The organism is Asticcacaulis tiandongensis (assembly GCF_006475605.1).
In the GTDB taxonomy this organism is placed as follows: Bacteria; Pseudomonadota; Alphaproteobacteria; order Caulobacterales; family Caulobacteraceae; genus Asticcacaulis; species Asticcacaulis tiandongensis.
Genome location: NZ_ML636837.1, coordinates 316941 through 340992 on the forward strand (window position 1 = coordinate 316941; position 24052 = coordinate 340992).

17 protein-coding genes are annotated in these 24052 nt (G+C 58.4%); 14 read left to right on the forward strand and 3 right to left on the reverse strand.

Translation table 11 applies throughout. The features are described from left to right. The first annotated feature begins 163 nt into the window (after nucleotides 1-163). The 12 genes from E5201_RS01460 to E5201_RS01515 all read left to right on the forward strand — a co-directional run bounded on the left by E5201_RS01460 (nucleotide 164) and on the right by E5201_RS01515 (nucleotide 18254). Nucleotides 164-5140 (forward strand): alpha-2-macroglobulin family protein, encoded by a 4977-nt coding sequence (locus tag E5201_RS01460; RefSeq protein WP_140984220.1) that lies wholly within the window; start codon nucleotides 164-166, stop codon nucleotides 5138-5140. A 6-nt stretch (nucleotides 5141-5146) separates the two neighbouring features. Next, the gene (gene pbpC, locus E5201_RS01465; protein ID WP_140984221.1) at nucleotides 5147-7219 is read left to right on the forward strand and encodes a penicillin-binding protein 1C; all 2073 of its coding nucleotides are present in this window, start codon (nucleotides 5147-5149) and stop codon (nucleotides 7217-7219) included. Between the two features lie 73 nt (nucleotides 7220-7292). Beyond that, the gene (locus E5201_RS01470; protein ID WP_140984222.1) at nucleotides 7293-7508 is read left to right on the forward strand and encodes a hypothetical protein; all 216 of its coding nucleotides are present in this window, start codon (nucleotides 7293-7295) and stop codon (nucleotides 7506-7508) included. A gap of 88 nt (nucleotides 7509-7596) precedes the next feature. Beyond that, complete coding sequence (locus E5201_RS01475; protein ID WP_140984223.1) at nucleotides 7597-8217, forward strand: carbonic anhydrase; 621 nt, start codon at nucleotides 7597-7599, stop codon at nucleotides 8215-8217. Nucleotides 8218-8364: 147 nt separating this feature from the next. Next, a complete protein-coding gene (locus E5201_RS01480; RefSeq protein WP_140984224.1) occupies nucleotides 8365-9285 on the forward strand; it encodes an aldo/keto reductase in 921 nt (306 codons plus the stop codon). 26 nt (nucleotides 9286-9311) lie between these two features. Further along, the gene (mutM, locus tag E5201_RS01485) at nucleotides 9312-10184 is read left to right on the forward strand and encodes a bifunctional DNA-formamidopyrimidine glycosylase/DNA-(apurinic or apyrimidinic site) lyase (RefSeq protein ID WP_140984225.1); all 873 of its coding nucleotides are present in this window, start codon (nucleotides 9312-9314) and stop codon (nucleotides 10182-10184) included. 177 nt (nucleotides 10185-10361) lie between these two features. Next, on the forward strand, nucleotides 10362-10628 hold the full coding sequence (gene rpsT, locus E5201_RS01490) for a 30S ribosomal protein S20 (RefSeq protein ID WP_140984226.1): 267 nt from the start codon (nucleotides 10362-10364) through the stop codon (nucleotides 10626-10628). 539 nt (nucleotides 10629-11167) lie between these two features. Next, nucleotides 11168-12625, forward strand: a complete 1458-nt coding sequence (gene dnaA / locus E5201_RS01495) for a chromosomal replication initiator protein DnaA (protein WP_140984227.1) — start codon at nucleotides 11168-11170, stop codon at nucleotides 12623-12625. 110 nt (nucleotides 12626-12735) lie between these two features. After that, on the forward strand, nucleotides 12736-13857 hold the full coding sequence (dnaN, locus tag E5201_RS01500; protein ID WP_140984228.1) for a DNA polymerase III subunit beta: 1122 nt from the start codon (nucleotides 12736-12738) through the stop codon (nucleotides 13855-13857). A 210-nt stretch (nucleotides 13858-14067) separates the two neighbouring features. Further along, nucleotides 14068-15168, forward strand: coding sequence for a DNA replication/repair protein RecF (gene recF, locus E5201_RS01505; protein WP_140984229.1), 1101 nt, complete (start codon nucleotides 14068-14070; stop codon nucleotides 15166-15168). After that, complete coding sequence (gyrB, locus tag E5201_RS01510) at nucleotides 15147-17600, forward strand: DNA topoisomerase (ATP-hydrolyzing) subunit B (RefSeq protein WP_181404504.1); 2454 nt, start codon at nucleotides 15147-15149, stop codon at nucleotides 17598-17600. The genes recF and gyrB overlap by 22 nt, the downstream gene beginning before the upstream one ends. Before the next feature lie 84 nt (nucleotides 17601-17684). After that, nucleotides 17685-18254 (forward strand): hypothetical protein, encoded by a 570-nt coding sequence (locus tag E5201_RS01515; RefSeq protein ID WP_140984231.1) that lies wholly within the window; start codon nucleotides 17685-17687, stop codon nucleotides 18252-18254. A 195-nt stretch (nucleotides 18255-18449) separates the two neighbouring features. Here the strand turns inward: E5201_RS01515 and dnaJ are convergent, their stop codons facing one another. Together dnaJ and dnaK are read right to left on the reverse strand one after the other, a co-directional pair. Beyond that, nucleotides 18450-19607, reverse strand: a complete 1158-nt coding sequence (gene dnaJ / locus E5201_RS01520) for a molecular chaperone DnaJ (protein ID WP_140984232.1) — start codon at nucleotides 19605-19607, stop codon at nucleotides 18450-18452. An 80-nt stretch (nucleotides 19608-19687) separates the two neighbouring features. Further along, nucleotides 19688-21586 carry a molecular chaperone DnaK gene (dnaK, locus tag E5201_RS01525; RefSeq protein WP_140984233.1) on the reverse strand — a complete coding sequence of 633 codons (1899 nt, stop codon included), beginning with the start codon at nucleotides 21584-21586 and terminating at the stop codon, nucleotides 19688-19690. A 275-nt stretch (nucleotides 21587-21861) separates the two neighbouring features. On the opposite strand from dnaK, the gene E5201_RS01530 reads away from it, so the two are divergent. Further along, nucleotides 21862-22794, forward strand: coding sequence for a dienelactone hydrolase family protein (locus E5201_RS01530; RefSeq protein WP_140984234.1), 933 nt, complete (start codon nucleotides 21862-21864; stop codon nucleotides 22792-22794). A 79-nt stretch (nucleotides 22795-22873) separates the two neighbouring features. Beyond that, nucleotides 22874-23380, forward strand: a complete 507-nt coding sequence (locus E5201_RS01535) for a hypothetical protein (protein ID WP_140984235.1) — start codon at nucleotides 22874-22876, stop codon at nucleotides 23378-23380. Between the two features lie 64 nt (nucleotides 23381-23444). Here the strand turns inward: E5201_RS01535 and grpE are convergent, their stop codons facing one another. Next, nucleotides 23445-24044 carry a nucleotide exchange factor GrpE gene (gene grpE, locus E5201_RS01540; RefSeq protein WP_140984236.1) on the reverse strand — a complete coding sequence of 200 codons (600 nt, stop codon included), beginning with the start codon at nucleotides 24042-24044 and terminating at the stop codon, nucleotides 23445-23447. Nucleotides 24045-24052 lie beyond the last annotated feature (8 nt).

Below are 24052 nucleotides of genomic sequence, written 5' to 3' on the forward strand. Positions count from 1 at the left end.
ATGAAAGGGTTAGGGTGCTTCCTTTACAAAAGTCTTAACGTAACGATACCCACACAGCTTGTATGGTAAAAAGATAATTTAACTTGATCTTTTTCCCTTTCCGCGTTTCAGTCTCCAGCAATTTTAATCCACTTATTTTGTCATTAAAAACAGAGGCGGCCATATGATCGACTGGCGCAACCGTACCGTCATCGCCAGCGCAGCGGCGGTGTTGATCTCAGGCTTCAGCATAGGCTTTCTGACCGCCAAGGCCACCGAAGGCGGTTTCCGGCCCAGTAAGGACTCCGTATCGGTCAGTGAATCCGTCAGCGGCCTGTTCGGCAAGCCCCGCGACAAGGATGCCCCCCGCGCCGTTGACCGCAAACCCGCCGGTTTCGCCGTCTGGAAGCACCGTCTCGACTTATCGGGCGCAACACCCGCCGCCTGTATCGAATTTTCAAAGCCGCTTGATGCCTCGAAAGCCTATGGCGACTATGTGCTGGTCTCGCCTGAACTGCCCTCCAAACCCGCCGTCTCCGTTAAGGGTTCCGAACTCTGCGTCAGCGGCTTCGGCTTTACCGACCGCCGCATCACCGTCCTCAAGGGCCTGCCCTCTGATGGCAAGGACACCCTGAAAGCCAATACCGACATCGATTTTGCCTTTGGCGAAAAGCCGCCCTATGTCGGTTTTGCCGGCAATGGCGTCATCCTGCCGCGCGAAGATGCCGATGGCGTCGCCGTCGAAACCCTCAATGTCTCGTCACTGGCTTTTGAGGTCTGGCGCGTCGCCGACCGCAATCTGGTGCGCAAGACCCTGTCTGCCCCCGATCCCGTGGCCGAAGGCGACTATAATTATGACGGCCCGTGGGCCGAAGACAGCCCCGATGGCGAAGGCCGTAAGGTCTGGTCAGGCACCGTGCCTGTGCGCGGCAATGCCGGTGAACGCGTCACGACCGTCTTCCCGTTAGGGGCCGTCCTTAAGGACCTGAAAGCCGGTGCCTATGTCATCAAGGTACGCGACGCCTCCGGTGGCCGGGACAAGAAACCAAACGATCAACCGGCACAGGCCCGCCGCTGGGTACTGTTCACCGATCTCGCCCTGACCACCTATAGCGGCTCTCAGGGCGTTGATGTCGTCGTCCGCTCGCTGAAATCGGCCAAGCCGGTCAATAATGTCCGCGTTGCCCTTGTGGCGCAAAACGGCGAGGAACTGGGCGAAGCCCGCACCGGCAGCGATGGCCGCGCAACCTTCCCCAAGGCGCTCCTTAAGGGCGAAGACGCCCTGACGCCGCGCATGATCATGGCCTATGGCCCCGCCGATGATTTCACCGCCACCGACATCAACAGCTCACCGGTCGATTTCTCCGGTCGCGGCGTCGAAGGCCGCTCTGACCTGACCGAAGGCCGTGTCGCCAATGGCATGGTCGATGGCTTCCTCTATACCGATCGCGGCATCTACCGCCCCGGTGAAACTGTGCGTCTGGTGGCGCTGGTGCGCGACAATGCCGGTAAGGCCATCAAGGATCGCAAAGGCGCTCTGGTCATTACGCGCCCCTCAGGCGTCGAAGCCTTCCGCTTCCCCTTCGACAAAACGCCTCAGGGCTTTGCACTGGCCAATATCAGCCTGCCCTCCACCGCCCCGCGTGGTCAGTGGCGCGCCCGTCTCGAGATCGAGGGCATTGACGGCGATTCCGGCAATCTGTCCTTTGCCGTCGAAGACTTCGCCCCGCAACGTCTGGGCGTCGATGTCGAGGCCAATGCCAAACAGGCCCTGACCAGCGATGAAACCCGCGCCGTCGGCGTGACGGCCCGTTTCCTCTATGGGGCCGTCGGTTCTGGCCTCAATGTCTCAGGCGAAGCGCGCATCCGCCGCGACTTCAACCCCTTCCCGCAGCATAAGGACTATCGCTTCGGCAACGAGCAGACACCTTTTGCCGAGAAATATATAGACCTGCCGGAAACCGTCACCGATGGCGAAGGCAAGGCGACCTTCCCGCTGCGTGCCTCTGAGGCCGGTGACACCGATCAGCCCCTGTCAGTGCTTCTGACCGCAGCAGTCTTTGAACCGGGCGGACGTCCGGTGCGTGAATCCCAAACCCTGCGCATCCGCACCAAACCCGTCTATTTCGGTGTGAAGATCGACAGTGAGGACACCACCGACTACCGTGCGCCCAAGAGCCTGATCTCGATTATCGGCGTCAATGCCGACGGCACCAAGATCAGCATCAATGGCGTCAAGGTGCGCCTGATTGCTGAAAACTGGAACTATGATTGGTACCAGCAGGACGGTCGCTGGCAGTGGCGACGCACCTCCAAGGATGTCGTCATCTCCGATAAGGATTATGACCTCAACGCCAATACCGGCTTACGCTTTGATCGTAATCTGGATTGGGGCGACTACCGCCTTGAGGTCACCCATGAACAGACCGGTGCCCGCACCATTATCCGCTTTGCGTCGGGTTGGGGCTCATCGACCGACGCCACCGAAGCGCCTGACTTTGTCCGCATTACCGCCGGTAAGAAAGCCTACGCTCAGGGCGACACCATCGATATCACCCTGAAATCCCCCTATAAGGGCGAGGCGCAGATCGCGGTCGCTACCGACCGTCTGATTGATCTTAAAACCGTCAGCGTCAGCGACAAGGGCACCACGGTACGCCTGAAAACCGACGCCAACTGGGGCGGCGGGGCCTATATCATGGTCAGCGTCATCCAGCCGCGTGATCCGGTGGAATCCTCCAAACCGCGCCGCGCCATGGGCCTGATCTATGTGCCGCTTGAAGCCAAATCGCGTAAGCTGAACGTCAAACTCGACCTCAAGGATAAGGTGCTCAAACCCGACTACACCAATGGTCAGGCCTTTATCGAAGTCCCTCTGAAAATCGAAGGCACCAAGTTCGGTGAACGTGCCCGCGTTTCAGTCTCGGTCGTCGATCAGGGCATCCTGAACCTGACGAAATTCAAATCTCCCGACCCCGCAGGCTTCTATTTCGGCAAGCGTGCCCTCGGCGTCGATTACCGTGACGATTATAGCCGCCTGCTTGACCCCAATCTCGGTGCCCCCGCCACGCTTAACTATGGCGGTGACCAGATCGGCGGCGAAGGCCTGACGACCACCCCGATCAAAACCGTCGCCCTGTGGTCGGGCGTAGTCAATACCGGCCTTGATGGCAAGGCCCACGTCAAATTGCCGGTCGGCAAGTTCAATGGCGAACTTAAGGTCATGGCCGTGGCCTGGACAGACGAAGCCGTCGGGTCCTCCGAAGACCGTCTGACCGTGCGTCAGCCGGTGGTTGCCGAACTGGCCTTGCCTCGTTTCCTGTCACCGGGCGATAAGGCGCTGGCCACGGTTGAGCTTAACAATGTCGAAGGCAAAAACGGCGTCTATGAATTTGTCCTCAATGGCATGAAGGGCATCGTTCTGGCCTTCAAAAAAGCCTTCAATATCGATCAGGGCCAGCGCGTCACGGAACTGGTTGAAATCGAAGCCCCGCGCACCGTCGGTGTCTCGACCCTGAACCTCGGCCTGTCCGGTCAGGGCTACAGCTTCACCGAAGACTATAATATCCAGACCCGCATGGGCTGGGGTGCCGAAACCCGCGTCATCACTGAACAACAGGCGGTCAACCAGACATGGACGCCGCCGGCTTCGCTGCTCAATGGCCTGCAACCGGGTTCCGCCACCCTTCAGGTGTCCTATTCCCCTTTCCGCGGCATTGATCCGGCCCCTCTGGCCGCCGCGCTCAACCGCTACCCCTATGGCTGCACCGAACAGATTATCTCGGCGGCCTACCCACGCATCTATGTCAGCCCGTCTCTCGGCGGCAATCAGACACAGGCCAACAATATCCTGAAGCTTGCGGTCAATAAGGTACTGGATCGTCAGGCCGCCGACGGCGCTTTCGGCCTGTGGCGTGCCGGTGACGGTCAGGCCGAAGGCTGGCTTGGGGCCTATGCGGTGGACTTCCTGCTTGAGGCCAAAAAACAGGGCGTCTATGTCCCTGCCGATGCCCTCGAAAAAGCCCTGAACGGCCTGCGTGACGTGGCCCGTCCGGACGGTTATTCCAGCGTCTCCTATATTAACCGCGTCAACGAAGGCCCGTGGTGGACAGCCCCTGCCGCCAAGGCCGCGACCGAAGACCTGCGCTCACGCGGCTCGGCCTATGCGCTTTATGTGCTGGCTAAGGGCGGTTCCGGCGATCTGGCGCGTCTGCGCTGGTATCATGACGTACAGTTCAAATCGGAAAAATCACCTCTGGCCCGTGCTCAGGTCGGGGCCGGTCTGGCCCTGATGGGCGATAAGGCCCGCGCCCGCTCGGCCTTCCGTCAGGCCGTATCTGCGGTTGGCTATAAGGCCAATAATGACTGGTATCAGTCACCCCTGCGTGACATTGCTGCCATTATCGCCCTTGGCTACGAAGTGGGCGAAGCCGAAGCCGTCAAGCCGTTGATTGCCCGCCTTGAGCGTGAGATCAAATCGCCTGATGCCCTGAATACACAGGAACAGGCGCAAATCCTCCGTGCCTCAGCGGCCCTCCTTAAGGCTTCCGGCCCCCTGAACATCAAGGGCGAAGGCGTTATCGCCATTGACGGTAAATCGAGCCTGCAACGCTTCAATGTCGGCAAACTCAGCGAAGCAAAACTGAAAAACGAAGGTTCCGGCCCCGTCTGGCGCACGGTCACCGTGACCGGCGTACCTGTGACAACACCCAACGCTGTCGCCAATGGCCTGACGCTCGATAAAACCTACTACGCCCTGTCCGGTCAACGCCTTGATCCGTCTCAGATCGTACAGGGACAAAAAGTCATGGTCGTCATCAGCGGACGTTCCGGTTACGCCGGTCGCAGGCCCATCGTCATTGATGATGCCTTGCCCGCCGGTTTCGAAATTGAACTGACCCTGACGCCCGAAGACACCCGCTCAGGCCCGTTCAGCTTCGCCGGAAGCCTGACCCGCACCGATGCTCAGGAAGCCCGCGACGACCGCTATGTCGCCGCCTTCGATGCGACCTCAAGCGACAGCTTCCGCGTCGCCTATGTCGCCCGCGCAGTAACGGCAGGGGACTATTACCTGCCCGGTGCCGAGGCCAAGGACATGTACCGCACCGACCTGTTTGCCCGCACCTCCGGCAGCCGCGTCACCATCGCCTTACGGCAATAGGCGCTGATGTCATGGCGTGAGCGTTTACCGGCCAGACTGATCAAGCCCCTGATCGCCCTTGTGGCACTTCAGGTGGCGGTCTGTCTGGCCGATTTTATCCTGCCGCCGGACATGTCCCGTGCCCGCGAGGCTTCTGCCGTCGCCCTTGACCGCAACGGCGCATGGCTCAGAGCCTTGCCCGTCGAAGGCGGCACATGGCGTATCCGTGCCGATCTTGACCGCACCGACCCGCAGTTCCTCAAACATCTGCTGAAAACCGAAGACGAGCGCTTTTACTGGCATCTGGGGGTCGATCCGATCGCCATTGTTCGTGCGTTTGGCTCTAACCTGCGCTCAGGCGATATTGTCTCCGGTGGCTCGACCATCACCATGCAAACCGCCCGACTGCTGGAGCCCAAACCCCGCACCTATCTCGCCAAGGTCACCGAAGTCTTTCGCGCCTTTCAGCTTGAGATGCGCTATTCCAAGCGCGAAATCCTGTCCGTCTATCTGACCCTTGCGCCCTATGGCGGCAATCTTGAGGGTGTGCGGGCGGCATCGCTTTCCTATTTCGGACAGGAACCGCAGAACCTCACCCTCGGTCAGCAAGCCCTGCTGATCGCCCTGCCTCAGGCCCCCGAAGCCCGCCGACCCGACCGTAACCCGCAAAATGCGGTAAACGCCCGCAATCTGGTGCTGCAACGTCTGGCTGACCGCAATATCATCTCGCAGGTTCAACTCATTGAGGCCCGCGAAGAACCGGTCGCCTCAGGCCGCCTCATCTTCAATGCCCATGCCTGGCATGCCGCCGGTCGTCTGGCCTCTGAGGCCGCCCGCACAAACACGCTTCAACCCACCGTCGTCACCACCATCGACGCCCCCCTTCAGACCCGCCTCGAAGCGCTGGCGCGGCGCACCGCCACCGAGCAAGGCCCCGATAGCTCAGTGGCCATCATGGTCATCGACCTGAGAACCCGCGCCGTCCGCGCCAGTGTCGGGTCATCGGGCCTTGACCGCGCCGGTGGCTGGATCGACATGACGCAGGCCACCCGTTCCCCCGGTTCGGCCCTCAAACCCTTTATCTACGGCATGGGCTTTGAGGACGGCATTATCGCGCCGGATACCCGCCTGATCGATGCCCCGACCCGATTTGGCGACTATCAACCGGAAAACTTTGACCGCGCCTTTCATGGCGAAGTCTCCGCCAGAGAGGCCCTGACCCATTCGTTGAACATCCCTGCCGTCACCGTGCTCAACCGCATCGGTGTCGGCGGTTTCGAAGGGCGTCTGGCCTCGGTCGGTGTACCGCTGAAACGCCCAAAGGCCGGTTTGCGCGATGCCGGTCTGGCGCTGGCGCTTGGAGGCGCCGGTATAAAACTGGCCGATCTCGCCATGCTCTATGCCGCCCTTGATGACGGCATCGCCAAGCCGCTGGCGTGGACGCAAGCCGAGGAAACCGGCAATCTCAACCGGCGCGGCACACGGTTTTTACAAAAAGACGCCGCCGCCCGTGTCGTCTCCATCCTGCGTGAAACCCCGCCGCCCGATGGTCGCCTGCCCGCACATCTGATGAAATCCGGCAATCGTCCTGCCTATAAGACCGGCACCTCCTATGGCTACCGCGATGCTTTGGCCGCGGGCCTTGCCGGTGGCTATGCCGTGCTCGTCTGGACAGGCCGTCCCGATGGCGGTGCCCGTGCCGGTCAGACCGGCCGCGAAGCCTCCGCGCCTCTGCTGTTTGACGTCTTCGACCAGATCAACACCCCGTCTCAGGCCCCTCAGGCCCTTGGGCCCGCCCGCGCCCCCGAAGCCCTGAAAACCCTTGAGACCGGCGCTCGCGGCCCCTCGATCCTGTTCCCGCCAAACGGTGCCCGCCTCTATGTCGAAACCGATGCCAACGGGCAAAAACGCGGCCTGAAACTGTCGGCCCGCGGCAAGGGCCCTTTGTCGTGGTACATTAACGGTTTGCCGGTTGATTCTGACCTGATCTGGGTACCGGAAAGCGACGGCTTTTATGACCTCAGCGTCATAGACACAGACGGCCACATTGCCCGCAGCCATGTCCGCGTTCAGATCATCGGAACCACCCCGCCTCATTGAACGGCCCTTTTCATTTGGCGTAACCGCGTTTTTGCGTTAACCTTTTCGCATCTGTTACAGAGGGGAGACGGATATGATCGAACTGACCACCGCAGGCGCAGGCTATGGGCGGCGCAAACGTCGCATAGACCCATTACTCATTAGCTTTTTTCAGGTCGTCCTTGGCCTGACCGGTGCGGCCACCCTGATCCTGTTCTTCTACACAGGCTCTTTTTCCGCTGCCGGTGAATGGGCGGATGCGACGATCAACACCGTGATTACGAGCATCGCTTCCTTTCTGCCGTGGTAAAGCGGCTGAGTGCGAATCCAAAATTAACACTTGATCGACCGTCTCCAAGCTTTTATTTCCAACGGACATTGAAAGCACGGAGATGACCATGGTTGACGAACTGATTGAAAACAATCGCAAGTGGTCCCGTGAAAAAGTCCGCGTTGATCCAGATTTTTTCTCGCGTCTGGTGCGTCAGCAAAATCCTGAATATCTCTGGATCGGCTGCTCAGACTCACGCGTTCCGGCCAACGAAATCGTTAATCTCGATCCGGGCGAGTTGTTTGTTCACCGCAACGTCGCCAATCTCGCCCCGCCACAGGACGCCAATTACCTGTCGGTGCTGCAATATGCCGTCAATGTGTTGAAGATCAAACATGTGCTCGTTGTTGGCCACTATGGCTGCGGCGGTGTACGTGCGGCGATTGAATCAACCGGCGACACCCTGATTGACCACTGGCTGTCCCCGATCCGCGATGTCGCCCACGCTCATCGTCATGAACTTGATACCTGCGATAACCAGAATGAGCGCGTTGATCGCCTGTGTGAACTGAACGTGATCGATCAGGTGCGTAATGTCGCCACCAACCCGATTATCCTCAATGCCTGGCGTCAGGGTCAGCCTCTGGCCGTACATGGCTGGGTCTATTCCATCGCCAACGGCCTCGTGACCGACCTTAATGTGTCGGTGCGTAGCCTTGCCGAGCGTGAGCGCCTGTTCGGAATATAAGCGCCAGATACTTTTCTGTTCGCAGATCACAGCTTTTAGGTAATTACGCCGTTCTGTTCAGAACTTGTTTAACTCTTTGCCGCCAAATGGCGATTCATACAGGCCCTTACCCTGTTGGATTCATTAGGTTTTGGTTAAGATTTACACATGACAGCCACTCTTGGCTTAGGATCAGCACAGTTCGGCTGTGATTACGGCATCTCCAATCCGCGCGGTCGCGTGGCTGAGGACGAAGTGCGTCAGATCCTTAAGCTGGCAGCCGATTGTGGTCTTAAAACCATTGATGTCGCCCCCTATGGCGGCGATGTCGAACGCATACTGGGGCGCTGCTGGCCGTTCCCGTCACCTTTCAAGCCGCAAATCCGCACCCTGCGCATTGAAAAAGGCCTCGACTGGCTGGAATCGCGCCTGAAACGCTCGGTCGATCATATGGGACTGGCCCGCGCGCAGGTCGCCCTGATTGATAATGCCGAAGACCTGATGGGGCCTCAGGGCGACGCCCTGTGGGCGCGTCTGGAAAAACTCAAATCCGAAGGCCTGTTCAAAAGCATCGGCATCAATGCCACCCTTAAGGATCGTCCGGTGCTTCTGGCCAAACGCTTTAAGCCCGACCTGATGCAATTGCCCTGCTCGCTGCTCGATCAGCGTCTGGTGCAAAACGGCGATATCGAAGCCCTTGCCGCGCTCGGCACCGAAGTTCAGATCCGTTCGGTCTTCCTTCAGGGCCTGATGTTCGTTCCGCGTCAGGACCTGCCTGCCAACCTTCAGCCGGTTGGCCCGCAACTGTCCCGCATTCGCCGCCATCTGGCCGAAACCGGCACAGACCCCCTGCATGCAGCCCTAAGCTTCGCCCTTAATCTCAAAGGCGTGTCCTCAGTGATTGTCGGCGTGACCTCTGCCGCTGAACTCAGGGCGGTGATTGCGGCTTCTGACCGGCCTAAACCCGATCTGGCATGGGAAAGCTTTGCCCTTAAGGATGAAGTCGCCCTTGATCCTGACCTGTGGTACAAGGATTTCTCCGGCGAACCGCGTCCTCTGGCCGCCAACGGCTATATCCGCGCCGCCTGAGCCGTTTTTAATATCCAGAGTTCTCCATGCCCGAATTGCCTGAGGTGGAAACCGTCCGGCGCGGCCTTCAGCCGGTGCTCGAAGGCGCACGCCTGTCCGATGTGCATCTCAACCGCCCCAATCTCCGCTATCCGTTTCCTGACCGCTTTGCCGAGCGGCTGAATGATGCCACCGTGCTGCGTCTGGAACGCCGCGCCAAATATCTTCTGTTCCATCTCGACACGCAGGACATCTGGGTGACGCATCTGGGCATGACCGGCCGCTTTCAGATTACCGGCGCTAATGCCATCTCCCTTGATGCCAGCTATTACCACGCCCAGACCCCACAAGACCGCCATCGCCACGTCCGCCTCCTGAGCCATACCGACAACGGCACGGTACATATAGATTTCTACGACCCGCGCCGCTTCGGTTTCATGCTCCTGCTGCGCCCCGATGAACTTTACGCTCAGAACTGGTGGCGGGAACTGGGCACCGAGCCCTTGTCCGACGCCCTGACGCCTGACCATCTCTATGCGGCCTTCAGCCCGAGACGCCAGAACCTGAAGGCGCTTCTGATGGATCAGCGCCTGATATCGGGTCTTGGCAATATATATGTCTGCGAAGCCCTGTACCTGTCCGGGCTGCACCCTGACCGCTCAGGCACCTCCCTGACCCGTGATGAGGCCACACGCCTGACGCAGGCCATCAAAGATGTGCTCGAAGCCGCCGTCAAAGCGGGCGGCTCCTCGATCAGCGATTTTTCCGGCGCCTCAGGTGAGCTCGGCTACTTCCAGCACAATTTCACCGTCTATGGCCGCGAACACCAGCCCTGCCAGACGTCCGGATGTACGGGTATAATCACCCGTAAGGTGCATTCCGGACGCTCCACCTTCTTCTGTCCGGTCTGCCAATCATGAAAAAGACCAGAGCCAAAAATACAAAGACCCGACCTGAATCCGACTCTTTGCCCGAATCTTTGAATTGTAGCGTTGACCTTGTGCACACCTTCGGTTATATCCCGCGCTCTTTGAAATTCCCTTGTGCAGGGCCCGTCTCTGCGCAGTTTCGTTAATTTTCGTCCCCAAAGGTGATGAATGGCTAATAATCCCGGCGCCAAAAAAGCGATCCGCAAAATCGCCCGCCGTACCGAAGTAAACAAGGCACGTCGTTCGCGCGTTCGTACCTACGTACGTAAGTTTGAAGAAGCTCTGGCTGCCGGTGATGCCACCGTCGCCAAAACCGCTTTCATCGACGCTCAATCCGAGCTGTCGCGTGCGGTGACCAAGGGCGTGATCCACAAAAACACGGTCGCCCGCAAGGTGTCGCGTCTGGCGGCTGCGCTCAAGAAACTGGCCGCTTAAGGCTCGTTTTTACACGGCGATATTTTACGTCAAGGCCCTGAATTTCAGGGCCTTGATTTGTCTTGACCTCTGATAATCCAGTCTGATTTTAAGCTGATGCGAAAGCATCGGCCCCGTTGTTTTGTGCGCCGCAACGCCAATAATAGCAGGGAAATCCGACGGTTAAACGCCCATTAATTTTCCATTAAATTCTTGTTTCTGGCGAACGGGTTATCAGAGTCAACTAAAATATCCGCACCTGTGAGCAAATATCCTCGTTGACCCCGCCGTCCAGCAGGCTAATGTGCCGGTGTCTCGCCTTTTCCATCCCATTACGGATGAATTGGAGACGTTCGGGGCTGCTTGGACGTCACGAGGAATTACGATTTTGAAACCGAGATTCTGGTGCCGCTTTGGCGGCTTCGGGAACAAAAGTCGGCACCTGTCGGCTATGGTTGCGTGCCCGTTTAAGGCGCTCAGCCACAGAGAAAAGCTGTGTCCGGTTTCGTGTGGTTTGTTTGTGTTTTTAGGGATGGGAAAATGATCGGGGCGATAAGATTATGCCAAGCCTGAACAACTGGTCGCCGGTCCTGCCTGAAGCGGTATGGACAAAAGTCGCCACGACCCTGCGCCATGAACTCGGCGAAGGGCCATATAATTCCTATGTTGCCCCCTCCACGATCCGCCAGAGCGCTCTGGGTGATCCTGTGCTCGTTACCCCTACGATCTATGCCCGTGACTGGTTCGCCCGCAACGCCTTGAAACGCGCCAACGAACTGTGGACGCAGAACGATCCCGAAGGTCGTATTCTCGACATCAAATCCCGCGCGGAATTCACTGAGACCGCACCTCAAACCCCTGCCGCCGAACCGCTCCCGCCGATCAGCGATATTCCGGGCACAGCACCTGCCTCTGGCCCAACCTCTGGCCCAATCTCTGGCGCAGTCGTCAGTTTCAGCGACGCCGCCGCCCGTATTGCCGGTCTTCAGGAACGCCTGACCTTTGATACTTTCGTGCCCGGTCGCGGCAACGAATTTGCCTATACCATGTCCCGTCAGGTTGCCTCATGGGCCGACGGACACTTTAATCCGGTCTTTTTCCATGGCCCTTATGGCTACGGCAAGACGCACCTGCTGAACGCCATTGCCTGGGAAGCGCAACGCCTTAAGCCGGATGCGAAGATTGTTTATCTGACCGCTGAAAAATTCACCGCCACCTTTGTGAAATCCCTTCAGGACAAGTCGCTGTCGGCCTTCAAGGCGCAGATGCGCGGCGCCGATCTCCTGCTGATTGACGATGTTCACTTCATTGGCGGCAAGGTTTCGTCTCAGGAAGAACTGTTTCACACCCTGACGGCGTTAATCGAAGACAACCGCCGCGTTGTCTTTACGGCGGATCGCCCGCCTTCGCACCTGAGCGAAATCGAAGCGCGTCTGCGCTCGCATCTCTCATCCGGTCTGGTCTGTGCCCTTGAGGCCGCCGATCAGTCCTTACGGATGGGCATCATCGAGCGCAAGCTTGATCACCTATCGCGCCGGCTGGGTCTGACCCGTATGCCGGACACCGACATTTTACATTTTTTATCAGAACGCGTTCCGGGCTCCATCCGTGAACTGGAGGGGGCTGTGAATACACTGGCCGCTTCCGCCGGTCCGCGTCTGGGGAGTTTGACTTTGGACGAAGCTATGGCCCTGCTGCAACCGAACCTGAAAGTGGCGGTTGAACGCCGCATTACGGTCGACGAAATTCAGAAGCTGGTCTCGGAACACTACAATCTGAAACAGGCTGACCTCCTGTCCGAGCGCCGCACCCGTTCGGTCGCCCGCCCGCGTCAGGTCGCCATGTGGCTGTGCAAGCAGAACACCACCCGTTCCTATCCGGACATTGGTCGTCGTTTCGGCGGTCGTGACCATACAACCGTGCTGCATGCGGTCAAAAAGATTGAGGAACTCCTGCAATCTGACGAACTCATCGCCCGCGACGTCGAAGCCCTGACACGCAAGCTGCGCAACGGCTGAGTAGTGGTTGACGAAGGCGTATATTACGTTAAGGTCGTGCAAAATGCCGGGGCGCTCGCTCCGGCCTTTTGTTCTGAAAACACAAGTACGATAAACGGAACGCGAGCAAAATGCAGCTGATCATCGAACGGGGTGCCTTACTCAAAGCTCTGGGCCATGTGCAGAGCGTGGTGGAACGGCGCAATACCATCCCCATCCTGTCCAACGTCCTCTTGTCGGCTGAAGGGTCGCAGGTGTCCCTGTCGGCCACCGATCTGGACATGGAAATGGTCGATGTCGCCGATGCCATAGTCAGCGTGCCGGGCCAGATCACGGCCTCGGCCCACACTCTCTATGAAATCGTGCGCAAGCTGCCCGAAGGGGCCGACGTTGAACTGCGTTATGAAACCGGCGAAGATCCGCGCCTGACCGTTCAGGCGGGCCGCTCGCGCTTTGCCCTGCCGGTCTTGCCCGCCGGTGATTTCCCGGTCATGTCCGCCGACCACGAAGGCGTCACCTATTCCCTCCTTAAGGAAGACCTCAAGCGCCTTATCGACAAGACACGCTTTGCCGTCTCCACTGAGGAAACCCGTTACTATCTCAACGGTCTGTATCTCCACACCATCACCGAAGACGGCTCGGCCTATCTGCGCGCCGTCGCCACCGATGGTCACCGTCTGGCTCTGGCTGAAATCCCCGCCCCTGACGGCTCGGTCGGCGGCGCCGGAGTCATCATCCCGCGCAAGACCATCGATCAGGCCCGTCGCCTGCTGGATGACGGCGCAGGCCATGTTGAGCTGACCGTGTCTCCGGCCAAGATCCGCTTCCAGCTGGGCCACGCCTCCCTGACCTCAAAGATCATTGACGGCTCCTTCCCCGACTATGGCCGCGTGATCCCGAAAAACAACGACAAGACCATGCGTATCGAGACCGCGACCCTGTCGCGTGCGGTCGATCGCGTCTCGACCATCTCGGCCGAAAAAAGCCGCTCGGTGAAACTGGCTATCGAACCCGGTCGCCTGACCTTGAGTGTGCGTAATATCGAAGCCGGTCAGGCTGTCGAAGAAGCTGAAATCGACTACGACAACGAAGCCATCGAAATCGGCTTCAATGCCCGTTACATCCTTGATGTCATGGGTCAGATCGCCGGTGAACAGGTTGAACTGCGTTTCAATGACGCCGCCTCCCCGACCCTCGTGCTCGACACCGCCGATCAGGGCGTCCAGTACGTTCTGATGCCCTTACGCGTATAGGTTCTTCATACTTCCCCAACTTGTTGGGGAAGGTGGATTTGCTGCCTTTTTAAGGCAGCAAAGACGGATGGGGATTCTTGCTTTCTTTTTAACATCCTCCCCTCTAGCATCGCGTACGGGGGAGGTGTCAGCGCGAAGTCGCTGACGGAGAGGGCAAGTCACCCGCACTACGGTTTGGCTTTTCCCGCCTGATAGGTTAAACCTCCTGCCGTGAAGACCCGCCTGCATTCCCTTTCCCTGACTGATTTTCGTGGCTATGAGCGGCTTGATGTCGATCTGATGGGCCGCAGCCTGTACCTGTTCGGGGCCAATGGCGCCGGCAAGACCAATTTCCTCGAAGCCATCAGCATGCTTAACCCCGGCAGAGGCCTGCGCGGGGCCGCCGTTGCTGACCTCGGTCGCCGCCTGCCTGACGAAGCCCGTGGCCGCCCGTGGGGCGTCTCCCTCAGCCTCAAAAGCGAAGACGACGAAACCCGTCTCGGCACCGGTTCCGACCCGCGTAACCCCGACAAACGCGTGGTGCGCCTTGATCAGCAAACCGTACCTGCCGGTCGCACCCTTGATCACCTGCGCCTTGTCTGGCTGACCCCGGCACAGGATCGCATCTTCCTTGAGGCCCGCGCCGAGCGCTTGCGCTTCTTTGACCGTCTGGTCTTCGCCGCCGATCCGGCCCATGCCACCACGGTCTCAGCCTACGAAAAAGCCCTGCGTGAACGCCTCAAACTGCTGACTCACGGCCCCGCTGACGACGCCTGGCTCGACGCCCTCGAACTGAGACTGACCGAAGCGGGCACGCGCATGATCACCGCCCGTCACACGGCGCTTCACGCCTTACAAAGCGAAATCGACACCCATCAGGGGGCCTTCCCCAAGGCCGACCTCAGCCTGACCGGTGACGATGCGCCCGACCGGCTGACCGAAGGCTTCCGTCACGCCCGCACCCGCGACGCCGCCGCCGGACGCTCCCTGTTTGGCCCGCACCGCATGGATTTGCGCGTCTTTCACCGCGAAAAAAACCGTCAGGCATCGGATTGCTCTACAGGCGAACAGAAAGCCCTCGTTTTAAATATGATTTTGGCGCAAGGGGCGCGACTTTCGCGTGTTAAAATGGTGCCGAATCCTGTACTGTTACTTGACGAAGTCGCCGCCCACCTCGACCCGATTCGGCGTGTGGCTTTATTTGACGAAACCGATAATCTGGGCCTGCAAACCCTGTTTACAGGTACGGATGAAACGCTGTTCGACGGACTTAAAGGGCGCGCCTCTGGCGTGCGCGTCGAAAGCGGCAAATGGGTAGAATTCAGGAACTGATCATGGCTGAAAACGATATACCGGAAAACGAATATGGCGCGGATTCCATCAAGGTGCTTAAGGGCCTCGATGCGGTACGCAAACGCCCCGGCATGTATATCGGCGACACCAATGACGGCTCCGGCCTGCACCACATGGTCTACGAAGTCGTCGATAACGCCATCGACGAAGCCCTCGCCGGTCACGCCACCCGCGTTGAGGTCATCCTCAATGCCGACGGCTCCTGCACCGTCACCGATGACGGTCGCGGCATTCCGGTTGATATGCACGCCGAAGAAGGCGTTTCCGCTGCCGAAGTTATCATGACCCAGCTCCATGCCGGCGGTAAGTTCGACCAGAACTCCTATAAGGTCTCCGGCGGCCTGCACGGCGTGGGTGTCTCGGTGGTGAACGCCCTGTCCGACTATCTCGAACTGACCATCTATCGTCAGGGCAAAAAACACGAAGTCCGTTTTGAGCGCGGCGAAACCGCCAAGCCGCTTGAAACCATCGGCGATGCCCCCCTGCGCGAAAACGGCAAGCCCTACACCGGCACCGAGGTTCGCTTCTACCCGTCCCTGAAAAAAGAAGATGGCGACGGCACCTTTGCCTTCATCGACTTTGATCGCAAAACCCTTGAACACCGCCTGCGCGAACTGGCCTTCCTCAATTCCGGCGTCCATATCCGCTTTGCCGACCTGCGCGAAGCCGAGCCTTACGACATCATCCTGCATTACGAAGGCGGCATCGTCGAGTTCGTCAAACACCTCGACAAATCCAAGCAGCCGATCATCAAGGCCCCCGTCGATGTGCGCGGCCAGCGTGACAAGGTCGAGGTCGATCTGGCCATGCAATGGAACGATTCCTACCACGAAACGACCCTGTGCTTTACCAACAACATCCCTCAGCGCGATGGCGGCACACACCTTGCGGCCTTCCGCGGCGCCCTGACGCGTGTCATTTCGCAATATATGGAGTCCTCCGGTCTGGCCAAACGCGAAAAGGTCTCCGTCTCCGGCGAAGACGCCCGCGAAGGCCTGACCTGCGTTCTGTCGGTCAAACTGCCTGATCCGCAATTCTCCAGCCAGACCAAGGACAAGCTTGTCTCGTCCGAAGTGCGCCCCGCCGTCGAAGGTCTGGTCTATGAAAAGCTGAGCCAGTGGTTTGAAGAAAACCCCGTCGAGGCCAAGCAGATCGTCAGCAAGATCGTCGAAGCCGCCTCGGCCCGCGAAGCCGCGCGTAAGGCTCGCGAACTGACCCGTCGCAAATCCGTACTCGACATCTCAAGCCTCCCCGGCAAGCTCGCCGACTGTCAGGAACGCGATCCGGCCAAGTCCGAAGTCTTCATCGTCGAAGGTGACTCCGCGGGCGGCTCCGCCAAACAGGGCCGTAACCGTGAAAATCAGGCCATCCTGCCCCTGCGCGGTAAGGTGCTGAACGTCGAACGCGCCCGCTTCGACAAGATGCTGTCGTCCGATCAGATCGGCACCCTGATCACTGCCCTTGGGGCCGGTATCGGGCGCGATGATTTCAACATCGAAAAGCTGCGCTACCACAAGATCATCATCATGACCGATGCTGACGTCGATGGCGCACACATCCGCACCCTGCTTCTGACCTTTTTCTACCGTCAGATGCCGGAACTGATCGACAGGGGCTATCTCTATATCGCCCAGCCGCCGCTCTATAAGGTCGCCAAGGGCAAATCCTCACGCTACCTTAAGGACGATACCGAACTTGATGACTTCCTGATCGAGGAAGGCGTTTCCGAAGCCGCTCTCGAACTTCTGACCGGTGAACATATTACGGGTAAGGACCTTGAGGCTCATGTCCGCACGGCCAAAAGCTTCAAGGCCTATGTCGATCGCCTGTCGTCACGCGCCCCTGCCTTTGCGCTGGAACAGGCAGCCCTCGGTGGCCTGTTCAGCGAAACCCCGGACCTCAAGGCCGTCGCCTCACGTCTTAACCGCCTGAACGAAGACGGCGACGGTGACTGGACGGTGGAGCCTGGCCTTCAGGGCGGCTACGTCCTTACCCGCGTGCGTCGCGGCGTCTCGGAAAAAATCGTCCTCGAAGACAGCCTGATCCACTCTCAGGATGCCCGCCGTTTGGCCGAACGTACCGAAAATCTGGGCCGCACCTTTGACAAGGTCAGCAACTACCGCCGCAAGGAAAAAACCTCGCATATCCGTGGCCCGCTTGACCTTGTCGCCGCGGTTCTCGATGCCGGACGGAAAGGTCTGTCTATCCAGCGCTATAAGGGTCTGGGTGAGATGAATGCCGATCAGTTGTGGGAAACCACGCTCGATTCCAATGCCCGCACCCTTCTTCAGGTCAAGGTCAACCACTCTGACGATGCCGATGAGATGTTCACCAAACTGATGGGTGACGTGGTCGAACCCCGCCGCGAATTCATTCAGGAAAACGCGCTCGACGCCGAAGTTGACGCCTAAGGCAGGGGCATTGCCCCTGCACCCGTTTGTTCAAAGACTAACCTTAATTTCAATATTACAAGGTACTGGAAGGAGCACGGGTTTATGCAGCTTTCTGTTGAAGAGCAGTATTACAAAATCATAGGCCCCGGCTTTACCGACTATCTAGAAGCGGAACGCGCTCTTACCGCAGCGTCTTTATCAGGTGACAATGCAGCGCTTGAGGCTGCAAAGTTCAAAGCGTTACGGCTTGCAAGCAATGTTGCAACCGACTTACACCATTTCGCTGAGATTGTTGTTCATCGTGCCCCACACGGTATCGATGTATCAGGCGGTGAAAAAGCCCTACGCCCCAGAGTGGAGACTCATTGCCGGTTTTTACGTGGTGACGCACATGTCTCAGATCTCACACTCTTGTGCGATGTGGTCGATGCATTGAAGCACTCACGTCTGCGCAATTCCAACAGAATGGTTTCTGACCGTGACGCTGTACTTGTTATTGGTTCAGGTTGGGGAAAAGTTCGCTTCTTTGGAGAAGGAAAATATGGCGGCAAGCCCCAAGTGCTTGTTGAGGCTAAATCCGGCACCAGAGCGATGTCATCTGTTCTCCAAAATGTAATTGATGCTTGGAAGAATTATCTCCGTTGGCCCATCACTGATTTGCGTCAAATCTGACTTCACGCAGGCCAATGTCTCCAATAAATCTGCAATCCCCCATACAGGGAGAGGAGAGGGTAACAAACTTCCCACCCGTTGTAAGGAGTTGGTAGGGGCGAACCTAGTCAGCTTCGCCCGCTCAGCAGATGAGGCTTTAAATGGAAACAACCCTCTGGCTCGGCTCTAACGGGTGCAGGGGCAATGCCCCTGCTGCTAGGCCGTACCCGTAATATCGTCCCAGAAGCGCTTGGCCTTATGCATAAAGCCCTGCGACTGCGAATAGGACTGCTCTTCCGACAGGGCCGCAAACTGACGCATCAGGTCTTTTTGTTCTGCGCTCAGATGCTTGGGCGTCTCAACAAACAGCTCGACCAGCAGATCACCCTTGCCGCGCCCGTTGAGCGACGGCATACCCTTGCCCTTGATCTTGACCTTGTGGCCGGTCTGCGCGCCCTCGGGGATCGAGACATCGAGGCGGCACATACCGTCACAGTCCTTGCCCCCCATCAGGCACGGCACCTCGACCTCACCCCCAAGCACGGCGGTCGCCATAGGCACCGGAATGGTACAATGCAGATCATCGCCATCGCGCTCAAAGATGTCGTGTTCACCGACACTAAGGAAAATATACAAATCACCCTTCGGCCCGCCCTTGGCACCGGCCTGACCTTCGCCGGACAGACGGATACGCGCTCCGTCATCGACACCGGCCGGAATACGTACATTCAGCTTGCGATTGGCACGCACCTGACCGTGGCCATGACAATTGCCGCAGGGGTCCATGATCACCTGACCGGCACCGCCACAGGTCGGACAGCCGCGCTCAACCTGAAAGAACCCGTTAGACGCCCGCACCCGCCCGTGACCGCCACAGGTCGAACAGGTCTGTGGCTTAGAGCCCGCCTTGGCACCGGAACCGTTACACACCTCACAGGTCAGAGTCGTCGGCACATTCAGCTCGACATCCGCCCCCTGATAGGCCTGCTCGAGGGTGATTTCATAATCAAAACGCACATCTGCGCCGCGTTGCGGGCCATTCTGACGACGTCCACCACCGCCGCCAAAGACATCGCCGAACATCTCGGCGAAAATATCCTCAACATTCGAGAACCCGGCCCCGCCGCCGCCAAATCCGCCGCCACCGTTGCCATTGACGCCTTCGTGGCCAAAACGGTCATAGGCCGCCCGCTTTTGCGCATCGGATAACACCGAATAGGCTTCGTTGACTTCCTTGAAACGCGCCTCGGCCTGAGAATCGCCCTGATTACGGTCAGGGTGATGCTCCATCGCCTTTTTACGGAAAGCCGATTTCAGCGCAGCGTCATCCGCTTCACGCCCAACGCCCAGAATTTCGTAATAGTCACGCGCCATAAGTCCGCCCTTGGCCCCAAACTCTCATAAAAAAGGGGAGTCCTGAATCCAAGACTCCCCCTCAGTGTCACAAACGCTGATTAGGCGTTTTTCTTCTCGTCGCCATCGACTTCTTCGAACTCGGCATCAACCACGCCGTCATCGGCGGCCTGAGCCTCGTCACCAGCCTCACCGGCCTGTTGCGCGTACATGGCTTCCCCAAGCTTCATCGAAGCGGTCAGAAGCGCCTGATGCGCCGTCTTGATGGCTTCGGCATCTTCACCGTCCTTGGCCGACTTAAGCTCGGTCAGGGCCGCTTCAATCGCTGCCTTATCCTCGGCACCCACCTTATCGCCAAAGTCCTTGACGGCCTTTTCGGTCGAATGGATCAGGGCATCGGCCTGATTGCGAACTTCGATCAGCTCTTTACGCTTCTCGTCTTCCGCCTTGTTGGCTTCGGCCGTCTTGATCATTTCCTCGATATCCGCATCCGACAGACCGCCATTGGCCTGAATACGGATCGAGTGTTCCTTGTTGGTCGCCTTGTCCTTGGCGTGAACCTGCACGATGCCGTTGGCGTCGATATCGAAGGTCACTTCAATCTGCGGCACGCCACGCGGTGCGGGCGGGATACCGACCAGATCGAACTGACCGAGCATCTTGTTGTCTGCCGCCATAGGACGCTCGCCTTGGAAGACGCGGATCGTCACGGCTGACTGATTGTCATCAGCCGTCGAGAAGGTCTGCGACTTCTTGGTCGGAATGGTGGTGTTACGCTCGATCAGCGGCGTAAACACGCCCCCAAGAGTCTCAATCCCAAGCGTCAGAGGCGTCACGTCGAGAAGCAGCACGTCTTTCACGTCGCCCTGAAGCACACCGGCCTGCACCGCAGCCCCCAGCGCCACCACTTCGTCAGGGTTCACACCCTTGTGCGGCTCGCGACCAAAGAAGGCCTTAACCGCTTCGGCAACCTTAGGCATACGGGTCATACCACCGACCAGCACCACTTCGTCGATGTCAGACGCCTTAAGACCGGAGTCTTTCAGGGCCTGCTGACAAGGGGCAATGGTCTTCTGGATCAGGTCTTCCACAAGCGATTCCAGCTTCGCACGGGTCAGCTTGAGGTTCAGGTGCAGCGGGCCAGAGGCATTCATCGAAATGAACGGCAGGTTCAGGTCATACTGCGCCGTGGTCGAAAGCTCTTTCTTCGCCTTTTCGGCTTCTTCCTTCAGGCGTTGCAGAGCCAGCTTGTCGGTACGAAGGTCAACACCGTTTTCCTTCTTGAATTCGTCCGCCAGATAATCCACGACGCGCAGGTCGAAGTCTTCACCGCCCAGGAACGTGTCACCATTGGTGGCTTTCACTTCAAACACGCCGTCACCGATCTCAAGGATCGACACGTCGAAGGTACCGCCGCCCAGATCGTAAACAACGATCTTCTTGCCGTCGTTCTTCTCAAGGCCATAGGCCAGAGCGGCAGCGGTCGGCTCGTTAATGATACGCAAAACCTCAAGACCGGCAATCTTACCGGCATCCTTGGTCGCCTGACGCTGGGCGTCGTTAAAATAGGCCGGAACCGTAATAACGGCCTGGGTTACGGTTTCACCGAGATAGGCCTCGGCATCTTCCTTAAGCTTTTGCAGCGTAAAGGCCGAAATCTGTTGCGGCGAATAGTCCTGACCATGGGCGCGCACCCAGGCGTCGCCATTCGGGCCCTTGACGATCTCATAAGGGACCATGCCCTTGTCCTTGGTCACCAGCGGATCATCGTAGCTACGACCGATCAGACGCTTGATGGCAAAGAAGGTGTTGGTCGGGTTGGTGACGGCCTGACGTTTTGCGGGCTGGCCTACAAGGCGCTCCGAATTGTCAACGATGGCCACAACCGAAGGGGTGGTACGCACGCCCTCGGCGTTTTCGATCACCTTTGGGTTCTTGCCGTCCATGACGGCCACGCAGGAATTGGTTGTCCCTAAGTCAATACCGATGATTTTAGCCATGGGTTTCAGTCTTGCTCCGTTTAGGCGAATGGTGTTTGGCAGCCTTTTGACGATTAAGCACCGCCTTTGTCCATCCCCGATAAGATAAAAGTGACGATTTTTTCAAGTTCGATCTTCTGACCATCCTTGAAATCTGTAGCGGATATGGGGGTGTTTGACCGGCCCGCAAGGGGTTTTCGCAAAAGCCTGTAGATTTTTTATGGTCATTAAACCTATTGCCACGCCCACTGTTCCTGCTTTTATATCCATGAAAACACAGAGGGGAGCTTATACGCATGACCAGACAGGTAACACTCACACGTCCCGAAGGCTTCGAACCCGAAGATTTCCACCTAAGCCGCCGGGGGCTGGCCGGTCTGTTTTTTGCCGGATATGCCCTGAGCGCCGGTCAACTGAACGCCGCCGCCATTACCACCTCATCCTCCGGCCTGATCGCCAAAGACCTGACCATTGCCTCAGGTGACGCTGGCTATGAGATTCCCGCCTATATTGCCCTGCCGGAAACCGCGCACAACCGTCCGGTCATTATTGTGGTCCCCGAAGTCTGGGGCCTGCACGACTATATACGTGATACCTGCCGCCGTCTGGCCCATGCCGGTTATGTGGCCCTTGCCTTCGACCCCTTCGCCCGCAAAGGCATTGCTGCCGCCATCACGGACTTTTCCGAAGTGCGCAAACTGGTCGAACAGGCCCCGCACACTCAGGTCATGGGCGACCTTAACCAACTGATCAGCTGGCTGAAATCCAATCCCGATGTCGGCCAGAACGTCGGTCAGGACGCTGGCAAACCGTTTGCCGACACCACACGTATGGGCATCACCGGTTTCTGCTGGGGCGGAGCCGTGACATGGATGGCCGCCGCCCAGATACCGGACATTAAGGCCGGTGTCGCGTGGTATGGCCGCCTTGAGCGGCCGAACCCCGAAGACTTCCTCGGGGCCGAAGACCGCCTGTGGCCCGCCGATGTCATCCCAGACCTGACCAAACCCGTACTTGGCCTATATGCCTCAGACGATGCGGGCATCCCTCAGGAAACCGTTGACCGCGCCAATGCCGCCCTGAAGGCCTCCGGCAAAACCCCGAGCCACATCAAGGTGTTCGCCGACTCAAAGCACGCTTTCCACGCTGATTACCGCCCGAGCTACAAACCCGAAGCGGCGCGCGAAGGCTGGAACGACCTTCTGGCATGGTTTGGTAAGTACCTCTAAGTCAACAAATAACCCTTTCCCATTTCGTGGCGTATGATAAGCCGCTCTTAGGGCAATCTTGCTCTCAGGAACGGCTATCATGCGGGGGAATTATCAGGGATTTATCGCCAGCCTCGTGGCGGCGATCACCTTATTTGCGTCACACACAGCACAGGCCGAGCTTACGCCCGGTGAAATGCTGCGCTACGCCGAAAGCGTCACATGGATTTGTGACGATGAAAGCGAGAGCGACTATATGGAAAACGATACGCTCTATACCATTACCACCCTCAATATCACTTTTAAGGACGACAACGGCCGCTTCGAAGGCTCAGCACGCACAACGCTGACCGGCAACGCAAAGCATCTCTGGCGTCGCCTTGAAATTTCGGGCTATGCCTTCATTGAAAAGGGTGATCCGGGTTTCATCGTAGATCACGCGGTTGAAACCTATGCCACGCCCCTGCCCGAAGACATGCCTTGGCGGTACGAGCGCGAAGCCATATTCTGGATTGAACCGGACACCGGCCCGCACCCCTACAAACTGGTGGGCAAGTGGCGGGCCGCCAGCGGCATCATTGCCTATTCGACCTGTTCACTGGATTAGGTGCATTAAAAAGCCCCGCAAGTATAAACCTGCGGGGCTATTTTCAATCGTGATCCACCAACCCTCAGGCCTGCGTATCAATGGTGCCGCCCGTGGCCTCACCATTTGACGTATAACCACCGGTCGGTGCGGGGCCTGACCCCTTGGCCGCTACGGCAACCATGGCCGGACGGATAACGCGCCCGAACAGTTCATAGCCGACCTGCATAACCATAATGACACCACCGCCCTCAACCTCGGTCGAAGGCTGCTCCATCACCGCCTGATGGAAATTCGGGTCGAACTTGTCACCCTTAAGCGGCGCAATCTTCTTGACGCCGTTCTTTTCAAACGCGCCCAGAAGCTCTTTTTCCGTCATCTCGATGCCGGTGACAAAGTTCTTGAACGCCGGATCGGCGATCTCTGCCGGTGCCGACTGAAGGGCACGCGTCAGAACATCCGCAACCCCCAGAAGGTCACGGCTGAAACGCTGAATGGCAAAGGCACGCGCATCATTCATTTCGCGTTCGGCACGACGCTTGGTGTTCTCAGCCTCGGCAGCATAGCGCAGGGCCTGTTCCTTAAGCGCGGCATTTTCCGCCTGAAGCTGCTCAAGCGCTGCATTCAGAATCTCATCGGCATCAGCTTCGAGATGATCTTCGTTTTCGTTGATGTCTTCGCTCATGTCGTCCT

Bases quoted from the DNA above. Each gene is read 5' to 3' on its own strand.
- E5201_RS01515 (WP_140984231.1), top strand. From the start codon at position 17,685: ATGCAGCTTTCTGTTGAAGAGCAGTATTACAAAATCATAGGCCCCGGC.
- E5201_RS01480 (WP_140984224.1), top strand. From the start codon at position 8,365: ATGACAGCCACTCTTGGCTTAGGATCAGCACAGTTCGGCTGTGATTAC.
- gyrB (WP_181404504.1), top strand. From the start codon at position 15,147: ATGGGTAGAATTCAGGAACTGATCATGGCTGAAAACGATATACCGGAA.
- dnaA (WP_140984227.1), top strand. From the start codon at position 11,168: ATGCCAAGCCTGAACAACTGGTCGCCGGTCCTGCCTGAAGCGGTATGG.
- E5201_RS01460 (WP_140984220.1), top strand. From the start codon at position 164: ATGATCGACTGGCGCAACCGTACCGTCATCGCCAGCGCAGCGGCGGTG.
- E5201_RS01530 (WP_140984234.1), top strand. From the start codon at position 21,862: ATGACCAGACAGGTAACACTCACACGTCCCGAAGGCTTCGAACCCGAA.
- dnaJ (WP_140984232.1), bottom strand. From the start codon at position 19,607: ATGGCGCGTGACTATTACGAAATTCTGGGCGTTGGGCGTGAAGCGGAT.
- grpE (WP_140984236.1), bottom strand. From the start codon at position 24,044: ATGAGCGAAGACATCAACGAAAACGAAGATCATCTCGAAGCTGATGCC.
- dnaN (WP_140984228.1), top strand. From the start codon at position 12,736: ATGCAGCTGATCATCGAACGGGGTGCCTTACTCAAAGCTCTGGGCCAT.
- E5201_RS01475 (WP_140984223.1), top strand. From the start codon at position 7,597: ATGGTTGACGAACTGATTGAAAACAATCGCAAGTGGTCCCGTGAAAAA.
- E5201_RS01535 (WP_140984235.1), top strand. From the start codon at position 22,874: ATGCGGGGGAATTATCAGGGATTTATCGCCAGCCTCGTGGCGGCGATC.
- pbpC (WP_140984221.1), top strand. From the start codon at position 5,147: ATGTCATGGCGTGAGCGTTTACCGGCCAGACTGATCAAGCCCCTGATC.
- dnaK (WP_140984233.1), bottom strand. From the start codon at position 21,586: ATGGCTAAAATCATCGGTATTGACTTAGGGACAACCAATTCCTGCGTG.
- mutM (WP_140984225.1), top strand. From the start codon at position 9,312: ATGCCCGAATTGCCTGAGGTGGAAACCGTCCGGCGCGGCCTTCAGCCG.
- E5201_RS01470 (WP_140984222.1), top strand. From the start codon at position 7,293: ATGATCGAACTGACCACCGCAGGCGCAGGCTATGGGCGGCGCAAACGT.
- rpsT (WP_140984226.1), top strand. From the start codon at position 10,362: ATGGCTAATAATCCCGGCGCCAAAAAAGCGATCCGCAAAATCGCCCGC.